Here is an 18,785-nt window from a genome sequence, read left to right on the forward strand (position 1 = left end):
AAACCCCTCCTTTATTTTTCTATCTGAAAATACCTGTAACCCAATCTCTCATTTTTCCGAAGACCCCTGTTAGCGAATCAGAATACGCACCGTTGCCTGAATCTGCCTGAAAACCGTACAGCACAAGACCCGCTCCTGTTGCATACATCGGATTGCCGCTCACCTCATGACATCCTGCAATGCCGATGGGAAGACCGATTCGGACCGGCAGCGCCAGGCTCGCCTCTGCCATCCTTTCGATTCCCTGAAGAAGCGATCCTCCTCCGGTAAGCACGACACCTGTCGCTGCAATGTCATATCCGCCGCATGCAAGGAGTTCTTTTTGCACCAGACCGAGCAACTCTTCAGTCCTCGGCTGAATAATCTCCGTAAGATGCCGCCTGAGTATTGTGCGGCTCTGTCCCGCCTGCACAATGTCGATTTCTTCAAGATCATCATCCATAGTGATGCGTGCAGAACCAAAAGTTCTCTTGATCCTTTCTGCCTCTGTCACGGATACTCTGAGACCCACCGCAACATCGTTCGTAAAATGGTTTCCGCCGACAGCGAGGACCGATGAATGCCTCAGCCATCCGTCCTTATAGATCCCGATATCGGTCGTGCCTCCCCCGATATCCACAACCGCCACACCAAGCTCCTTTTCGTCTTCAGTCAGTATGGCTTCTGCTGAAGCGAGCGGCTCAAAAATCACGTCAATAACCTCGACTCCTGCTCTTCTGCAGCACTTCAGGAGGTTCTGCACAGATGTGACAGCCCCGGTAATAATATAGACATGTGCTTCAAGCCTTACTCCCGCCATCCCGATCGGATCCCTTATCCCGTTCTGTCCGTCGAGGATATACCCTGTCGGGATCACATGGAGCACCTCCCTGTCAAGCGGCACGTATACCGCCTTTGCTGAATCGATCGCACGGGCAATATCCACGTGGGTAACTTCCCTGCCTCTTACTCCGACTGCACCGTAGCTGTTGAACCCTTTGATATGACCCCCTGAAATGCCGATATTCACTGCGTGTATTTCAACCCCTGTGGTCTCTTCGACTTTTTGAAGAGCATTTTTGATTGAGTCGACCGTTGCCTCGATATCCACGACAACCCCTTTCCTGAGGCCTGTCGAAGGAGACATGCTGACACCCCTGAACTCGAGTTCCCTGTTCACTACCTCTCCTACAACAACACAGATTTTGGTGGTACCGATATCGAGCCCAACGATAATATTTCCGGGAGAAGACCGGGGCATCATTCCATCACCTTTTCTGTCACAGGTTTTACAATCGCCTTCTTTTCAAACCGCAGATCGATATAATCGACAAGCAGTCCCATCTCCTTGATATCTTCCTCTATCTGAAGGAGCCTTTCGAGCTTCTCTTCATACCCTCCGGCTCCCAGCTTGAAATACGTCCCATCCATCGAAAGGCCGATTTCCTCCTGTTTGTGCGCAATCACCTCAATATGATCCCGATCTGCAGACAACCCCCTGCCGTGCATCAGTCTGACAAGCTTCATTGCTTCTGAAAAGCCCGCTTTGTTTTTCTGCGGATCACCGGCAATAATTGGCAGGAACGGGACAGAACCATCGCCGAGTTCATCCAGAACGTCTCCATTCTCATCAATCAGATAAAGATGGTCGCACATATCGAGTAGTGCAAATGGTTCCGATTCTCTTATATCCATGGTTAAAGTATCTGGGAACTCCCTTCGCAGGCTTACGGTTTTTATCCAGGGCGATCTGAGCAGTTGCCCGGTGATTTTATCCGCCGGCACAAGCACCAGACTGTCATTCATCTGCACATCAATCAGTGCCCGCAGCTCATCATCTGCGAGGTGCCTGTTTCCTGTGAATTTGAAATATTTGACCGGGAAAAGGGAATTCGCAGGATATGCATAAATAATGGCAGAAAGGAGGATCGCTGCGGCGATGATGGATGCAAGCGCCGCGGTATTCCTTCCCAAGCGCACCATGCCCAACCATCCCTTGCCCCTTTTGAATCTATTTGCTTTCATGGATAACACCCCTGAGTATCTCTTCAACAAAACCCGGGAAGTCGAATCCTGCGAATCCGGCAATTTTCGGCAGCAGACTCGTTTCGGTCATGCCGGGGATTGTATTCACCTCAAGCACATACGGGTTCCCCTGTGTATCGATTCTGAGGTCAACCCTTGTGGCACCTCTGCATCCAAGCGACACATGCGCCGCGAGTGCTGCCACCTGTGCCTTTTCGTATACCCTGATGTCCAGTTCAGGAGGGAGTATATACTCCGTAAGACCGGCCGTGTATTTCGCTTCATAGCTGTAGAATTCGAGCGAGGGCCTTACCTCAACCCCGCCCAGCACACGGTTATTGAGAATCCCTATATGGACTTCCTGTCCCTCTATATACTTCTCCAGAAGCGCCCTTTCTCCATATACGAAGGCCTTCTCCAATGCATTGTCCAGGCCCGCTTCCTTCCTTACGATGTTGACTCCCACACTCGATCCTTCTGCTGCAGGCTTCACAACCCACGGCAATCCGAATCCTACATCTTCTTTCCCCTGCCCCCGGCAAAACATCACAAAGGGCGGCACCGGAATATCATGAGAGAGAAATATTTTTTTCGATGCTTCCTTGTCCATCGAAAGGGCGGAGGCAAGAACGCCGGACCCTGTATACGGAATCCCGAGCACTTCAAGCATTCCCTGTATTGAACCGTCTTCTCCGCAGCCTCCGTGGAGGGCGAGAAACGCCAGTTCTATCCCTTCTCTTTCCAGCACAGTGCAGACATCCGGACCAACGTCTATGGAAACCGCGTGATACCCCAATGCCTTCAGGGCGGCATGGATAGCCTTTCCGCTTCTGAGGGAGACCTCCCGCTCAGACGAGGTACCACCCATCAGCACACCTATTTTTCTATTCGTTAACACTATCCCTCCCGACAATTCTTATCTCCGGTTCAAGGATCACGTGAAACTTTTCCCTTACCCTGCGCGCAACCTCTTTCATCAGAGCGATAAAATCAGAGGCAGTTGCCTTCCCTTTATTTATGAAAAAATTTGCATGGAGTGTGCTGACCTCTGCGTCTCCTATCCTCATGCCCTTGCATTCTATTTCATCAATAAGCTTTCCCGCAGCAAGACCGGGGGGATTTTTGAATACGCATCCTGCTGACGGCTCCCAGATTGGCTGCGTTTCCCGCTTGATTCTCAGGAAAGCCTCAACCCTCGACGCCACGTCCTCCCTGCTGTCCTTCCTGAGCTGCATCTCGGCGTTGATCAGCAGTTCCCTGGGCAGGATTCCTGAACTGCGGTATCCGAAACGCATGTCTTTTTTGTGCACTCTCTTTACGTTCCCTTCAGTGTCCATGATCTCAACAGCAATCAGCACGTCCTTTATTTCCTGGCCGAAGGCGCCCGCGTTTCCGCAGATCGCCCCGCCGACAGTCCCAGGGATGCCCGCAAGGCCTTCCATACCTGAATATCCTTTTTCCTGTGCATAACGGACAAGTGACTGGAGAAGGGTGCCGGCTGCAACAGACAGATTTACCCATTCGGAGTCTTCCGATAGCGTGTCGATTTTTTTCAGGGATCTGAAGGAAATGACCGCGCCTTCGATGCCCCCGTCCCTTACCAGAATATTCGTCCCGCCTCCCAATGCAAATACAGGGATATGATTTCTTGCCAAGTGTGCATGCAGCCGATTCAGCGAGAGGATATCCCGGGGTATCGTAAAAATGTCCGCAGGCCCTCCGATCTTCAGGGATGTATGGTTTCTCATCGGTTCCGTGAATCTCACTTCTCCGTCAAAAATATCTCCGGATAAGATTTCTTTCATATGCGGGTGTTTCAAGCTATTCATTTTATGCTGTTCCCCTGGCCCAGCCTTTCGAGCATCTCCTCTCCCAGCTTCCATACATTGCCTGCTCCCAGGGTAAGCACGATATCTCCTTCCCTGCTGGTTTCGACAATATAATCCACAGCTTCACCGTGGTCCGGAAGGTACACTGCATTCTCATTCCCTGCGCCCCGAATGCGTTGTGCCAGTATCTCCGCATTCACCCCTTCAACCGGGCTCTCTCCTGCCGCATAAATGTCGAGAACCACGAGCAGATCCGCGTCAGCAAATGAGACAGAAAAATCGTCGAAAAGATCCCGAGTCCTTGTGTACCGGTGAGGCTGAAAAAGGACCAGCAGCCGGCCGGTCTTCTGGCCTGCCAGTTCCAGCCCTTCTTTCACTGCCTTCAGGGTTGCCAGTATTTCCGCAGGGTGATGGCCGTAGTCGTCATATACTTTGATGCCGGCGACCTCTCCCTTGAATTCCATTCTTCTCTGTATACCGCTGAATTCCCTCAGTGCATCCTTCACAATTTGCGGCTCCATCTTGAGAATCAGCGCGACCCCTATAGAAGCCAGGCTATTCAGCACATTGTGGACTCCAGGGATCGGAAGCTCAAATACCCCGATATTCCTTCCCTTGTACACCGCCTCAAAGCTAACTGACATGAACCCTTTTCTGATGTTCTCGGCATACAGATGCGCATTCTGGGTAAGTCCGTAGGTGACATATCTTCTGTGCACCGAGGGAAGGAGTGAACGCAGATGTGCATTTTCTATGCATACAACTGTTGTACCGTAAAACGGGACCTTATTCATAAAGGACAAAAAAGCCTCTTTCAATGAATCTATGGTCTTGAAAAAATCCATGTGTTCCCTGTCGATATTGGTGACAACCCCGATAGTCGGGGAAAGTTTCAGAAAAGAACCGTCACTCTCATCCGCTTCTGCCACGAGAAAAGCTCCCTGGCCCAGCCTTGCATTGCTCCCGGTTGCTTTCAGACGTCCGCCTATGACCACTGTAGGATCAAGGCCGCCATAGGCGAAGATAGTCGAAATCAGGGAGGTTGTTGTTGTCTTCCCATGGGCACCTGCAACAAGCACGCTGTACTTCAGCCGCGCAAGTTCGGCGAGCATCTCTGCACGGGGGATCACCGGTATTGACTTGCGTTTTGCCTCAATCACCTCGGGATTACTGCCCGCAACCGCCGAAGATATGACAAGAACATGGGCGTCATCTATGTTTTCCGCATAATGGCCGATATACACCTTAATCCCCAGTGTCCTCAGTTTTTTCGTCGTCTCAGAATCCCTGAGGTCTGAACCGGTAACCGTATATCCCAGGTTATGGAGGACTTCGGCGATACCTGACATCCCGATACCCCCGATACCGACAAAATGTATTACCCTGTATCTCTCAAACATTGTCTGTCCTGTTCTTTGGGATGCTGCCCGTTCCACCTGACTGCTGCCTAATAAGGCTCGTCGCAATATCAACAACCCTCTGGCACGCATCCGGTCTTCCGACAGCACTGCTGTTCCGCTGCATTTCAGTCCTCAGGGCCTGATTCATATATAATTCCTTGATGGTTCTGGCAAGGATCTCGCCGTTCAGCTCGCGGTCCAGGATCATCCTTGCCGCTCCCATTTCACGCAGCTTTCTTGCATTCAGTTCCTGGTGGTTTCCTGCAGCATGCGGATAAGGAATCAGAATCGCCGGTTTGCCCAGTGCGGTCAGTTCTGCAAGTGTTGTTGCCCCGGAGCGTGAGATAACGATGTCCGCTACAGCGTACGCCTCACCCATCTGATAGATAAACGGCGTTATCGTACCTTTGAATTCCCTCTTTCTGTAAGCTTCCCTGATGCCTTCATAATCTTTCACCCCGGTCTGATGGAGGAACTGGATTTTGTCTTTGAGGTCAAGCAGGTGATTCAGGGCATCTATCATGGCAGTGTTGATACGCTTCGCCCCCGAACTGCCGCCAAAGGCAAATATGGTAAACCTCCCTTGTTCGAGGGAAAAAAGCCTGTAGGCTGATTCGATGTTTCCCTTCAGCACCTGCATCCTCACCGGGTTCCCTGTGAGAAATGTTTTTGCCCGCTGAAAAAAGGATATGCTTTCCTGGTATGTGATACAAATTGCGTTTACGAATTTTCCGAGCATCTTATTGGTAAATCCCGGGACCGAATTCTGTTCAAGGATCATCGTGGGCACCGACATCAGAAAAGCAACCAGCACAACCGCACCGGATGCGTAGCCGCCGACACCGATGACGATATCGGGCTGGATCTTTCTGATAATCCTGTAGGAATCTGCTACTGAGTAAAAAATTTTTATGCCGGCCCTCATCTTTTTCAGAAACGATACGCCCATTAACCCTTCCGCCCGTATGAACTTGATGGGATACCCTTCCCTTGGCACCACCCGTGCCTCGATGCCATATTCTGTTCCCGCGAATATCACTTCCGTAGAAGCATCCCTGTGCCTGATTTCCTCAGCAACTGCCAGACCGGGGAAGAGATGTCCCCCTGTCCCGCCGCCTGCGATGATTACCCTCATTGCAATCGCTACCCCGCACCTTCAGTCTCTTTCGGCTGATCCGCTTCAACCTGCAGATGCATCATATTTCCTGTATACATTTCTTCTCGCCTTCCTCCTGACAAGTATTTCCCGGCTGCTTGTCAGATTCTCCCATTCTTTTTCGCCCTTGGAGATGTTAAGAAGTATCCCTATTGCAGCCATATTCACCAGAAGGGAAGAACCGCCGTAACTGATGAAAGGAAGAGGCAGCCCCTTTGTCGGCACCAGACCTGTGGCAACCGCAAAGTTGATAAGCGCCTGAAGGGATATCATCAGCGAAAGCCCTGTTGCCAGATAAAAAACAAAACTGTCCTTTGCTTTATTCGCAACAGATATCCCCTTAATAAACAAAATCATGAAAAACGCGACAATCACCGATACCCCTATGAAGCCGAATTCCTCCCCGATGATCGAGAAGATAAAATCTGTATGCGATTCCGGGAGATAGGCCAGTTTCTGCTTGGAACTCCCGAGACCTACCCCTGTCAGTCCTCCGCTTCCGAGGGCAATAAAAGATTGAATAAGCTGAAACCCGCTTCCGAGGGGGTCTTCCCATGGGTTCATAAATGAAGTAATTCTTTTGAGGCGGTAAGGCTCCGTCGCCAGTTTGATGATAATCGGCACTGCAGGGACCGCAAGATACCCAAAATATCTGAGTTTTGCACCGGAGAGAAAGAGCAATGCGAATGTCAGGAATGCAAGACTCATCGCCGCGCCGAAATCGGGCTGTTTAAGGATAACCGCCTGGAACAGGATCATGATACCGACCGGTTTTATGAATGATATGAAACTGTCGGTTTTGTACTCGGGCATTGACATATATCTCGCCATATATATCACCATTGCGAGCTTGGCAATCTCCGAGGGCTGGAATGTCGACGGCCACAGGCGTATCCATCTTCGTGCGCCTCCTGCGGTCACGCCGATCCCCGGGAGAAAAACAAGAATCAACAGCACAAACGACACTACCAGCAGGGGGAGCGCCATCTTCCGGATGAATTGAGGGTTCAGCCTGTATGCGATGACAAGAAAAGTAACCCCTATCATGATCGTAAACATGTGTCGTTTGAAATAATAGAACTCCGTTATCCCTTTCTTCGCGAGAACCTGAGTGACAATAGAGGTCGAACTGTAAATCATCAGCGCACCGAACCCTACCAGAAAAGCGGTCAGAAGAAGCAGCCACTTGTCATATTTTCCCACTATTCCAGTTCCCCCACTATTTTCTTGAACTGCCTGCCTCTGTCCTCAAAATCTGCGAACATGTCAAAGCTCGCACATGCGGGCGAAAGGAGAACGACATCGCCATCTGCCGCACAATCCTTCGCCTTCATCACTGCATCTCGCAAATCTCCCGCCCTGATCGTGCGGGCAGCTTCACCGACGGCCTTCTGTATCTTTTCGCTCGCCTCTCCTATCAATATGACAGCCTTCACTCTTTCTCTTATCAGCTGCTTCAACAGGGAAAAATCTCCTGACTTGTCCCTCCCTCCTGCAATCAGGATTACCGGCTCTGTAAAGCTTTCGAGCGATTTTATCACCGCTCCGACATTCGTCCCCTTGGAGTCATTGAAGTATGTCACGCCCTTCAGACTTCTCACCGGTTCAAGCCTGTGCTCAAGGCCGGGGAATTCCCTCAGAGATGCAGTGACCGCCCCGTCACTGCATCCTGCAAGGAGCGCCATGGCAGAGGCAGCCATGGCGTTCTCCAGGTTATGTACACCTTTAATCCGTATCTCATCCGCGTGTATCAGGGGAAAGGGGCAAGGCGAAAGAGGCAAGGCAGGGAGATTGGCATACACAACACCCTCCTCTGCATAGATGCCCTCGACCTTTTCTTTCCGGCTGAAATGCACAATTGCCGGGTGTCTTCCGTTGCCCCGCACTTTTTGCCTTACAACCTGCATCGTTTGGGGGTCATCATGATTTACCACGAGGAAATCACCGGTGTCCTGGTTTTCGAATATCCTTGCCTTTGCATCGGCATATTCTTCGAGTGAATGATATCTGTCAAGATGGTCAGGGGTAATGTTGACAATCACTGCGCCCCTTGGTTTGAAGTCTTGTATGGATTCCAGCTGAAAGCTGGACACCTCCGCAACGATGAAATCCGCATCCGGATTTCCGGTTCCCTCTCTCTGTTTTAAGAATTCCTCAGTCAGGGCATTGCCAATATTTCCTCCGAGAACAGCCCTGAACCCGCCCTTCCTCATCATGAAGTCGAGCAGCGCTGTTGTCGTTGACTTGCCGTTAGTGCCGGTCACCGACAAAAAGGGAGTCTTGTTTCCTGCAAGCTGATATGCGAGTTCAAGTTCCCCGATGACCGGTACCCCTTCTGCCCTCGCCCTGGCAATAGGGGGAATGTCAAGCGGAACTCCCGGGCTTACCACCAGCATGTCCGCATTCACAAAGACATTTTCAGGGTGGGCTCCCAGGACAGGTCTCACTGAAGCGCTGAGCTGCCTGACATAATGCTCCAGTTCTTCGCCTCTTCTGATATCTGTCACCGTCACCCGTGCCCCGAGTGCGGCAAGCAGGTTTGCAGCGCCTGCCCCGCTTCTCGCAAGCCCGACAACAGTCACGTTCTTACCCTTCACGTCCATCGATTTTATTTTTCTCCGCTATCCGCCAATTCTTCTTCCCGCCTTTATGTTTTGCAATCGCACGTTTCTTGTTTTTGTTATTCTTTACAATCGCCTTTGTTGTCTTGTTCTTCAATCCTTTTTTTACCAGCTTCGTTTCACCCTTTGACTTCTTTTTCTTCTTTATTTTCGACCTTTTTTTCACTTCGGGCTTTTTTACTTCCTGCTCACTGTAAACCGCTTTGGTAAAGTAGATGGTCGGCTTCTCATCGTTGCTGATTACTTCAAATCCTCTGTTGATCAGCGTTTCTGACTCCCTCCAGAGGTCGCTCCTGCTCGGGCTTCCGAGCAATGCGACAATGATGGTATCGTTCTGCCGTTCAGCAGCGCATACAAAACAATGACGCGCCTTGCGGGTATATCCAGTTTTGCCGCCCACCAGGTCCTCATCCGACCACAGAAGCCTGTTGGTGTTTCTCAGATATATCGAATCTCCTCCCCTTGTAGAAATTTCCGTTGCACGGGTGCCGATAATCTCTTTCAGCTTCTGATATCTCAGCGCATACTCCATAATCTTTGACAGATCGGACGCAGTTGTATACTGCCCTTTCCCCGGCAGTCCGCTTGCATTAATAAATTTTGTATCAGTCGCACCGATTGACAGAGCCTTCTGGTTCATCAGCTCAACAAATTTCGGCTCTGAGCCCGCAACCGCCTCTGCGAGTGCAACAGCTGCATCATTTGCAGATCCAAGAAGCGCCGCAAACAGGAGTTTTTCTATGGTCAGCCGGTCACCCGCCCTGAACCCTGCCTTATGCGGAGATACGCGGGAGGCGTTCCTGCTTATGGTCGTAATATTGTAGAGGTCAGCATTCTCGATAACAACTATCGCCGTCATCAGCTTGGTTGTGCTTGCGGGAGGACACCTGAGATCAGGATTTTTTGCATACAGGAGTCTCCCGGTTGATGCGTCCATGACAACCGCAGCCCTTGAATGAATGCCGGCAGCAAGACAAAACGCAGGGAGCATACAGCAGGCAATTACCAGGAAGCAAGCCCACAGCTTTTTATATCCCGGACAGATGGTCTGCATACTGTGTGCTGATTGACGCTTAGTAGTCATACGTCACCTCACTTTCAACGTTGCCAGGCTTAACAGCGCAAGCATTATCCCGATTATCCAGAATCTGATGATCACCTTGGGCTCTGACCATCCCTTGAGTTCGAAGTGATGATGAACAGGTGCCATTTTGAATATCCTCTTCCCTGTGAGCTTGAAGGATGCCACCTGGAGCATCACGGAAACAGTCTCTATCACAAAAATACCTCCTACCACCGCCAGCACTATCTCGTGTTTCGTCATCACGGCAAGGGTTCCCAGGGCGCCTCCGAGACCGAGCGACCCCACATCGCCCATGAAGACCTCTGCGGGATAGGAGTTATACCAGAGAAAGCCGAGCGCAGCACCGAACATGGCGCCGCAAAAAACCGTCAGTTCACCCGTACCCGGAAGATAGAGAACCTGAAGGTACTGTGCCAGCCCTTTATGACCGGAAAGATACACGAGCACGGCGTTGGCAAGTGCAGCAACCGCAACCAGTCCGATCGCAAGCCCGTCTATGCCATCCGTGAGATTGACCGCATTGGACGAGCCGACGATCACCATGACCGAAAACGGTATATACATCCATCCGAGATCAATGAGCCATTTTTTGAAAAACGGGATACTCAGGACATCCGCATATGGGTCCTTCGGATTCATATAAAGAAAAATTCCGATCATCAGGGCCAGAAGTATCTGCAACCCGAACTTCTGATATGCCCTGAGGCCCGTGTGGTTTCTCCTGTACACCTTGAGATAGTCGTCAAGAAAACCGATTCCCCCAAACCCGACGAGCGAAACGATCAGCGTCCATATGTAGATGTTCTTCAGGTCCCCCCACATTAGCAGCGCAATGAGCATGCAGAGGATTATGAGGATCCCTCCCATGGTGGGTGTCCCTGACTTGCCCAGATGCGCCTTTGGACCGTCATCCCGTATCTGCTGCGTAAGACTCAGTTTTCTCAGTTGCCTGAAGATCCATGGACCGAGTATCAGGGAGAACACCATGGCCGTAAGCACCGCAAGGAACGTTCTGAACGTGATATACCTGAATACATTCAGTGGAGAAAACCATTCGTGCAGGCTGTAGAACAGGTTGTAGAGCATTATTCCTCCAGAACCTTTTCCATTCGCATTCCTCTTGACCCTTTTATCAAAACCGTGTCACCGTTCCTCCGGATGTCTCCCAGCACCTTCGCTGCCTCTGCGGAGGTCTGCAGCCTGTGCACTTCACCCCGGAATTCCGATGCAGCCAGGGACATGCATGGGCCAACGGCGACAAAGATATCTATGCGGAGATCCGACATCAGTCTGCCAAGCTTTCTGTGGGCTTCTTCTTCGTATGTCCCCAATTCCAGCATGTCCCCAAGCACAGCAATAACCCTGCCCTGCCTGTTTCTCACGAGCTCTTTTACCGCCTCTTCCATCGAGGCAGGATTCGCGTTGTAGACATCGCTGATAACCTTTATCCCTTCAACCTCTCTGACTTCAAGCCTCATCGGAACACCGGTAAAAGATTCGATCGCTTCCTTTATTGACTCCGGGGCGATATCGAAGAGGAACCCGACTGCGGCAGCAGCGAGCAGGTTGGAGATATTGAACATCCCTGATATCTGCGGGGAAATCTCCATGGTTCGCCCCTGCGCATGCATGACAAACCGCGATCCCCTCTCCTTCAGTTCGATGTCAGAGGCATAAATGTCTGAGGGGTTTTTTATCCCGTACCTGATAAGTTTCCCCTGAAATCCGGACTGTTTCAGACCTTCCATCAGAAAATCATCGTCCGCATTCACCACGGCAAGACTGACGGACTCAAGCAGTTCAAGCTTTGTTTTCCTGACTGTTGCAATGTCTCCGAAGCCCTCGAGATGGGCATGGCTGATATTCGTGATCACACCATAGTCAGGAACCGCGATCCCGCACAATTGCCGTATTTCACCGGGACCGCTTGCTCCCATCTCGAGCACGATAACCTCATCTGCACCGGATATTCTTGTCAGGCTGAGCGGCAGCCCGATATGATTATTGAGATTTCCCGCGTTCTTGAGCACCCTGTAACGGGTGCCCAGAATCGAAGAAATGAGTTCTTTTGTAGTCGTCTTGCCATTGGAGCCTGTTATGGCAACAGCCGGGATATTCCGCGCACACCGCATGCGGCGACCGACATCCTGGAGTGCCTTCAAAGTATCACCGACAAAGATAATGGTCTTATCCCTGAAGACTGTATCAGGGGGACGGCTGACAATGGCGCCGCTGCCGTTTCCTAATGCCTCGGGCAGAAAATCATGGCCGTCGAACCTGTCTCCCTTCAATGCGATAAACAGTTCTCCGTGTTGTATCTTTCTTGAATCTATCGACACCCCTGTGAACGAGTCGGTTCCGGGGGAAATCAGTCTTCCCCCTGTTGCTTCAACAATCTCTGTAACGCTGAGTGCCATCATATTTTTTCTGTCATCACAGGTAATGGTATTCATTGTGCATGACGGATTTTCAGTTTATTCATGATTCCCTCTTTCAGCACTTCCCTGTCGCTGAAAGGGAATCTGATGCCCTTGATCTCCTGGTAATCCTCATGCCCCTTGCCCGCAACAAGGACAACATCTCCTTCGCCGGCCATATCCACCGCCTTCTGTATTGCCTTTTTCCTGTCAGGTTCTCTCAGATAGTTCTTCCCGGCAATCCCGCCTTCGATATCTCTGATGATGTCGAGCGGGTCTTCAGTCCGGGGATTGTCAGAGGTTACAATCACGAAATCGCTGAGCCGTGCTGCCAACTCCCCCATCGCCGGCCTCTTTCCGCGGTACCTGTCTCCTCCGCATCCGAATACAGTGATAATACGCGGTGAACCGGCGCCACCCTGATGCCCTTCCCTGCCAGTGAGCGCTCCGTGATGCGCGAGCATTTCCCTCGCTGTGGATATCAGCCTCTGAAGGGCGTCTTCTGTATGTGCGTAATCGACAAAGCAATAAAACGCCTGGCCGTAATCAATTCTTTCAAACCTCCCGGTTACTGTACCTGCCTTTGCCACACCATCAATAATCGCTTCCGGAGGAACACCGAGGGAAACTGCTGCCCCGGCGGCAGACAGAATGTTGTACACATTGGGCATTCCCATCAAGGAGGACGCAATATCATAGGCATGCCCCCTGAATAACAGGGTAAATGCCAGTCCGCTGAACGAATTCCGGATATTGCGGACAGTGATATCCGCTTCTTCATTCACCCCGTATGTCAATATATGCCGGTCCCTGTCCGTCGCGCGCAGCCGTGACAGCAGTCTTTTCCCGTACTGATCATCGAAATTCACGACAGATGTGCCTTCTTCATCCAGGAGTTCAAGAAATAACCTCTCTTTTGCCCTGAAATACTCATCCATGGTGTGGTGATAGTCAAGGTGGTCCCTGGTGAGGTTGGTGAAGACGGCAGCATCGAAATTCACATAATCTGTCCTGTGCTGTGCGAGGGCATGGGAAGACACTTCTGAAATAACATGTGAACATCCTGCGCGCAGCATCTCCCGCAGGAGTCCATGGAACTCAAGAGACTCAGGCGTTGTATGGAGCGCAGGGCATACAGTGTCTCTGATCATGTGCCTGATGGTCCCGATCAGCCCGACTGCTTTGCCCCAGGACTCAAGCACGGATTTCAGGATGTAGGTAGTTGTTGTCTTGCCGTTTGTCCCTGTTATCCCCGTGAGGGTCAGGCTTTCTGACGGCCTTTCATAGAAATTGTTCGCCATGCATGCTATCGCTTTTCTGCTGTCTTTTACGAGGAGGCACGTTCCCCCGGCATGCATTTCCTTCTCCGTCACAATCACCGCAGCGCCTCTCCTGATCGCATCCCCGACAAAATCATGCCCGTCAAATTTTTCCCCTTTCATTGCGACGAAAAGATACCTCTGCTTCACATTCCGTGAGTCATACGCCATTCCCTGTATGTCTGTGTCCAGATCCATGTCCGCGTCTGATGGGGCATCTTCATAACTGCATCCTGTCAGGATTTCTCTCAGCATCATCGCAACACTACCAGGGAACTCTGCTGGTATGTGTCTTCTCTTGGCACATTCAGGTAGGATAGCGCCTGATTCGCGATTTCCCTGAACACAGGAGCGGCCACAACTCCCCCGTATATCTGTTTTTTCGGCTCATACACCACAACGATCATTGCAAGCCTCGGGGTATCAGCCGGCACAAAGCCGACAAAAGAGCTCACATATTTTTCCTTTGAATATCTCTTTGTCGCAGGGTTTATCATCTGCGCGGTGCCGGTTTTTCCTGCTACCGGATTCCCGTCTACAGACGCCCCTCTCCCTGTGCCCCCCTCTTCTGTCACACTTTTCAGAATCTCCCTGAAAATCTCTGCAGTCCTTGCAGAGATTACCCGTTTCATTTCTTTATCCTTGAATTCAGCGATAACCCTGCCATCCGGGGACATTATCTCTGATACGATATGCGGCGTTACGAGAAACCCTCCGTTGGCAACCGCAGCATACACCCTCAGCACCTGGAGCGGGGTCACCGCAACCTCCTGTCCGATCGAAATGGCACCAAGCGATGTCCCGGACCACCTTTCCGGCGCATATATCCATCCCGAGACCTCTCCCGGAAGATCGATCCCTGTTTTCTCCCCTATTCCCAGGAGCTTTGCGTATTTATACACCCGCTCCTTTCCAAGTCTCATGCCCAGCATGACAGACCCGACGTTTGATGACTTCTGAATGACTTCCCTGAACGTCAGGACATTATGCGGGTGCACATCGCGGATCGTCTTCCCTCCGACCTCAATCCCGCCCTTGCTGACATCGAACAGCGTATGAGGTTTCACCAGTTTTTCCTCGAGAGACCCCAGGCCGACAATGATTTTAAACGTCGAGCCTGGCTCATAACAGTCAGTAATTGCCCTGTTTCTTCTTTCAGAGGCTCTGGCACTGCCTCCCCTGTTGGGATCGTATGCAGGCCGGTTTGCGAGCGCAAGTATCTCGCCGGAATAGGGGTCCATCATCACCACTGATGCAGCCGCCGCACTCCAGTGATGCATCGCCTTATCCAGTTCCTTCTCAACAATGCGCTGAAGGGCTTCATCTATGGTCAGGACGATATTGTTTCCTTTTGCCTCAATATCAACCCCCGGTGACAGCGTCCTGCCGCTTGCATCCCTTTCGGTCAAGACCTTTCCTCCGGTGGTTTTCAGAAATCTGTCGTATTTCAGTTCAACTCCTTCAAGGGCCTGATTGTCAATGCCGACAAACCCGAGGATATGGGAGGCAAGTTCCCCCTTCGGATAAAACCTTTTTGCCTCGGTCACAAACCCTATTCCCTCGATATCGAGCCGCCTTATCTTGTCCGCAGTATCAAGCTCCAGCTTTCTCTCGATCCATGCAAATCTTCCCGCATCCGGAATCTTGGCAAGAACCGCCCTTGGTTCGCTCGAAATCAGTGAAGAAAGCTTTCTTATCCCTTCCTTGTTGTTATCGATATTCAGTGCTTCAGGATCGCAGTACAGGGATTCAAGTTCAAGGTTGAGTGCAAGATCTCTTCCCTTGCTGTCAAATATGGCCCCTCTTCTTACCTGGATGTCTTCAACCTTCACATGCTGCTGCTTCGCCCTCTCCGAAAGGCGCTTGTGGTTGATTATCATAAGGTCAGTCAGACGGAGGGACACAAGGACAAAACTGAAGATGATGGCCGTATTTAATATTATCGCCCTCTTTTTATTCAACCCCCCACCCCTGTTTTTCAGTAATCAGTCAATTGTCTGCTCTCCAGAGACGCCTTGTAAGGTAATTGTCTTTTATGCTTATTCATATGAACCACCTTCACCCTGTCCGGCAGAATAAATCCCCCGCTGCCGTTACCGGATGTTTCAAGTTTTGCAAAAGACAGAAGGCTCGTCTTTTCAGCAAGCAGCATCTTGCGCTCCCTCAGGCAGCTCATTTTCTTCTTCTCAAGATCGCCGAGGCTGTATTCCACTTTCAGATAACTTGATCTGAGATATACCACCCCAAACACACACACAATCAGAAAGGCGATTGCGACAGGCTTAAGAATGAATGAGAATATATTTATGCCCTTGCTGTACATGAAATCCTTTCTGCTGCTCTGAGCTTTGCGCTCCTGGAAGAAGGATTCGTGCGTATCTCTTCTGCAGAGGGTGTTCTCGGTTTTTTCGTCAGTTTTTTCAGCAGTCCCTTTTTTGCACTCTCTGCGATGAAATTCTTTACTATCCTGTCTTCAAGAGAATGATATGATATGACACATATTCTTCCGCCCTCTTTCAGCATCTTCAGCCCCGAGTCGAGTCCTTCCCTGAGCTCATCAAGTTCCCTGTTCACCTCGATTCTCAGCGCCTGGAAGGTTCTGGTCGCCGGATGAACCTTTCTTCTTCCCCCGTACACGCCTTCGACAAGCTCAGACAACTCTGCACAGGTGTTGATCGGAGTTCTGCCCCTTCTGCTGACAACCGCCCGTGCGATTTTCCTTGACAGCCTCTCTTCACCAAATATCCGGAATATGCGTTCCAGCGCATGTTCCGGATATTTATTGATAACGTCCCAGGCTGACAGCGGCTGCCTCTGGTCCATCCGCATGTCAAGATGGCTGTCAGAGAGGAAACTGAATCCCCTTTCATGGTTCTTCAGCTGCATCATCGAAACACCGAGATCGAAGAGGATTCCATCGACTTCAGAGATTCCTTCTGCGTGAAGCAGGCTTTCCATTTCCGAGAAACTCCCCTTTTTCAAAACCGCCCGTTTGTCCGAGAGCCTCTGCCCGGCTGACTTCAGGGCTGCATCGTCCCTGTCAATTCCTATCAGCCTGCCCCCGGCACCGATCATCTTCAGTATTTCTCCTGCGTGTCCCCCAAGCCCGATCGTTGCATCGACATACACTCCATTCTGCTCCGGGTTCAGCATCTGCATGACTTCCCTCTGCATGACCGGCAGATGATGAATTTCTATGGGCATCTCCTGTATCTTTTTTTACAGCCCATAGGAAGAAAGCTTTTCCTCGATACTCTTTCTGTCGATCTTTGCGGGATCAACCAGCGCATCCCATTCGCTTCTGTCCCATAATTCAATCCGCTCTATCTGCCCTGCCATCACCACATTACTGTTGATGCGTGCATCTTCCCTGAGTGCGGCAGGGACAAGAACCCTGCCCTGTTTATCCATTTCTGTTTCGACCGCAGAAGCAATAACCCTTCGCAGAAAGAACCTGATCGCTTCGTCAGAACGTGGTTTTGTCCGTACCTGTTCGTGGAGTTTGTTCCATTCCTCAAGGGGATAGATATACAGGCAGTTGTCAAAAGGGGCATTGGTTATGTACAATTTTGTACTATAATTGGTGGTAATAATTTCCCTGAAAGGAGCCGGGATGATGATTCGCCCTTTTGCGTCGACTGTGTAATAATATTTCCCCGAGAAAGCAGGCATGTTTCCTCCACTTTCTACCACTTTCTACCACTTCATATTAGTGGGAGAAAAAACGAATGTCAAGAAAAAAATCGCATCTTCCATATTATGTGCATGTATAAGATCCGACCCACTACATATAGGATTACCGTGATTGAACCTGGATTGCGGTCATATCGGAAGCACCCCCTGCGTACAATAACCCCATTTTCCTGTCACTGACACTCACGCGGCAAATATGTTCTTCCGCGCAGTCACACCCGGAATACCTCCGGGACATCCTCCCTCAGGCATGAGAACAACTCTCCGTGCAATACATGATCCGGCATCTGTTTTCATGCCAAACACTTTCGCAAGACTTTATTTTTTTGCTCCGTTCGCAGACACACAATTCACGCTCCGGCATATGACTCCGGCTCCTTTGGCATACAGCAGCAGGTGCAGAAATGTTCCCTCAGCAATCAGCAGACTGGCATGAGTTTTTCCAAGAAAGAGGTTGCATTTTTGGCTTGACAAAAGGATTTCTTCCTTGATACTGTTATCACAGTCTTATTTATTGCTACTAAATAATCTTTCTTACGAAAGGGGGGAAACTATAGATGACAAAAGCAGAACTTATTGACAAAATTGCCTCTGGAACAGGACTGAGCAAGGCAGATGCCTCAAGGGCACTGGATTCTACTTTGAATTCCATCCGGTCAGCACTTAAAAAAGGACAAAAGGTAACTCTTGTCGGGTTCGGGACTTTCTCGGTAGTGAAAAGGAAATCACGAAAAGGCCGCAATCCAAGAACCGGTGCCGTAATCACAATCCCTGCAGCGAAGATTCCAAAGTTCACTGCTGGCAAATCACTCAAAGATTCAGTTAAATAATTTTTCATAAATTTTTACTGTCGAAGGGGCAATCACTATTGCCCCTTCTGCTTTTCACAGACGCTTTTTCTATCAGTTGTCCGGTAAAAACAGATTACAGGAGGTGTTATGCTCGCAGAATTCAGCATTATCCCGCTGGGGTCCGGCAGCAGCATTGGCGACAAGCTTGCCGAAGTCCTGAAAATCGTTGATCAAAGCGGCATCCCCTATAAGATCAACCCTATGGGGACGGTTGTGGAGGGTGACTGGGATGAGATCATGAAACTCATCAGGAAATGCCACAGGACTGTCATGAAGACCGGAGAGAGAGTTATCACGAATATCGCTATTGACGACAGGAAAGGAAAACCGAAGAGGATCGACGAAAAAGTGAAGTCAATAGAGAGACGGATCGGTAAGTCTCTGAAAAAGTAGCTCCTGTCCGGAGACCGA

The 18,785-nt window shown here is 50.5% G+C and carries 18 protein-coding genes; 2 read left to right on the plus strand and 16 right to left on the minus strand.

Annotated features, from left to right (window positions below; genetic code table 11):
- Positions 1-19 precede the first annotated feature (19 nt).
- From ftsA to mraZ, 16 genes are read right to left on the minus strand one after another with little or no spacing between them, the layout of a single operon-like run.
- Positions 20-1,243 carry a cell division protein FtsA gene (gene ftsA, locus AB1552_01795; protein ID MEW6052507.1) on the minus strand — a complete coding sequence of 408 codons (1,224 nt, stop codon included), beginning with the start codon at positions 1,241-1,243 and terminating at the stop codon, positions 20-22.
- Positions 1,240-2,004 carry an FtsQ-type POTRA domain-containing protein gene (locus tag AB1552_01800; GenBank protein MEW6052508.1) on the minus strand — a complete coding sequence of 255 codons (765 nt, stop codon included), beginning with the start codon at positions 2,002-2,004 and terminating at the stop codon, positions 1,240-1,242. The genes ftsA and AB1552_01800 overlap by 4 nt, the downstream gene beginning before the upstream one ends.
- Positions 1,991-2,902, minus strand: a complete 912-nt coding sequence (locus AB1552_01805) for a D-alanine--D-alanine ligase (protein ID MEW6052509.1) — start codon at positions 2,900-2,902, stop codon at positions 1,991-1,993. Before AB1552_01805 ends, AB1552_01800 begins: the two co-directional genes overlap by 14 nt.
- Entirely contained in the window at positions 2,889-3,809 is a 921-nt protein-coding gene (gene murB / locus AB1552_01810; GenBank protein ID MEW6052510.1) for a UDP-N-acetylmuramate dehydrogenase, read from the minus strand. Before murB ends, AB1552_01805 begins: the two co-directional genes overlap by 14 nt.
- A 20-nt stretch (positions 3,810-3,829) precedes the next feature.
- The gene (murC, locus tag AB1552_01815; GenBank protein ID MEW6052511.1) at positions 3,830-5,233 is read right to left on the minus strand and encodes a UDP-N-acetylmuramate--L-alanine ligase; all 1,404 of its coding nucleotides are present in this window, start codon (positions 5,231-5,233) and stop codon (positions 3,830-3,832) included.
- A complete protein-coding gene (murG, locus tag AB1552_01820; GenBank protein ID MEW6052512.1) occupies positions 5,226-6,368 on the minus strand; it encodes an undecaprenyldiphospho-muramoylpentapeptide beta-N-acetylglucosaminyltransferase in 1,143 nt (380 codons plus the stop codon). Before murG ends, murC begins: the two co-directional genes overlap by 8 nt.
- Positions 6,369-6,413: 45 nt before the next feature.
- Positions 6,414-7,592, minus strand: a complete 1,179-nt coding sequence (ftsW, locus tag AB1552_01825; GenBank protein MEW6052513.1) for a putative lipid II flippase FtsW — start codon at positions 7,590-7,592, stop codon at positions 6,414-6,416.
- A complete protein-coding gene (gene murD, locus AB1552_01830) occupies positions 7,592-8,992 on the minus strand; it encodes a UDP-N-acetylmuramoyl-L-alanine--D-glutamate ligase (GenBank protein ID MEW6052514.1) in 1,401 nt (466 codons plus the stop codon). The genes ftsW and murD overlap by 1 nt, the downstream gene beginning before the upstream one ends.
- The gene (locus tag AB1552_01835; protein ID MEW6052515.1) at positions 8,976-10,094 is read right to left on the minus strand and encodes a D-alanyl-D-alanine carboxypeptidase family protein; all 1,119 of its coding nucleotides are present in this window, start codon (positions 10,092-10,094) and stop codon (positions 8,976-8,978) included. The genes murD and AB1552_01835 overlap by 17 nt, the downstream gene beginning before the upstream one ends.
- A 3-nt stretch (positions 10,095-10,097) precedes the next feature.
- Entirely contained in the window at positions 10,098-11,180 is a 1,083-nt protein-coding gene (gene mraY / locus AB1552_01840; protein MEW6052516.1) for a phospho-N-acetylmuramoyl-pentapeptide-transferase, read from the minus strand.
- Positions 11,180-12,547: a UDP-N-acetylmuramoyl-tripeptide--D-alanyl-D-alanine ligase gene (gene murF / locus AB1552_01845; GenBank protein ID MEW6052517.1), complete on the minus strand. Its 1,368-nt coding sequence runs from the start codon at positions 12,545-12,547 to the stop codon at positions 11,180-11,182. Before murF ends, mraY begins: the two co-directional genes overlap by 1 nt.
- The gene (locus AB1552_01850) at positions 12,544-14,088 is read right to left on the minus strand and encodes a UDP-N-acetylmuramoyl-L-alanyl-D-glutamate--2,6-diaminopimelate ligase (GenBank protein MEW6052518.1); all 1,545 of its coding nucleotides are present in this window, start codon (positions 14,086-14,088) and stop codon (positions 12,544-12,546) included. Before AB1552_01850 ends, murF begins: the two co-directional genes overlap by 4 nt.
- Positions 14,085-15,791, minus strand: a complete 1,707-nt coding sequence (locus AB1552_01855; GenBank protein MEW6052519.1) for a penicillin-binding protein 2 — start codon at positions 15,789-15,791, stop codon at positions 14,085-14,087. Before AB1552_01855 ends, AB1552_01850 begins: the two co-directional genes overlap by 4 nt.
- 17 nt (positions 15,792-15,808) lie before the next feature.
- Entirely contained in the window at positions 15,809-16,153 is a 345-nt protein-coding gene (locus AB1552_01860) for a hypothetical protein (protein ID MEW6052520.1), read from the minus strand.
- A complete protein-coding gene (gene rsmH, locus AB1552_01865; protein MEW6052521.1) occupies positions 16,135-17,034 on the minus strand; it encodes a 16S rRNA (cytosine(1402)-N(4))-methyltransferase RsmH in 900 nt (299 codons plus the stop codon). The genes AB1552_01860 and rsmH overlap by 19 nt, the downstream gene beginning before the upstream one ends.
- Before the next feature lie 15 nt (positions 17,035-17,049).
- On the minus strand, positions 17,050-17,502 hold the full coding sequence (gene mraZ, locus AB1552_01870; protein MEW6052522.1) for a division/cell wall cluster transcriptional repressor MraZ: 453 nt from the start codon (positions 17,500-17,502) through the stop codon (positions 17,050-17,052).
- A 578-nt stretch (positions 17,503-18,080) separates the two neighbouring features.
- On the opposite strand from mraZ, the gene AB1552_01875 reads away from it, so the two are divergent.
- Both AB1552_01875 and AB1552_01880 read left to right on the plus strand, forming a co-directional pair.
- A complete protein-coding gene (locus tag AB1552_01875) occupies positions 18,081-18,353 on the plus strand; it encodes an HU family DNA-binding protein (protein MEW6052523.1) in 273 nt (90 codons plus the stop codon).
- A gap of 108 nt (positions 18,354-18,461) precedes the next feature.
- Positions 18,462-18,767, plus strand: a complete 306-nt coding sequence (locus AB1552_01880) for an MTH1187 family thiamine-binding protein (GenBank protein MEW6052524.1) — start codon at positions 18,462-18,464, stop codon at positions 18,765-18,767.
- Positions 18,768-18,785 lie beyond the last annotated feature (18 nt).

This window comes from Nitrospirota bacterium (assembly GCA_040754395.1).
Taxonomy (GTDB): domain Bacteria; phylum Nitrospirota; class Thermodesulfovibrionia; order Thermodesulfovibrionales; family SM23-35; genus JBFMCL01.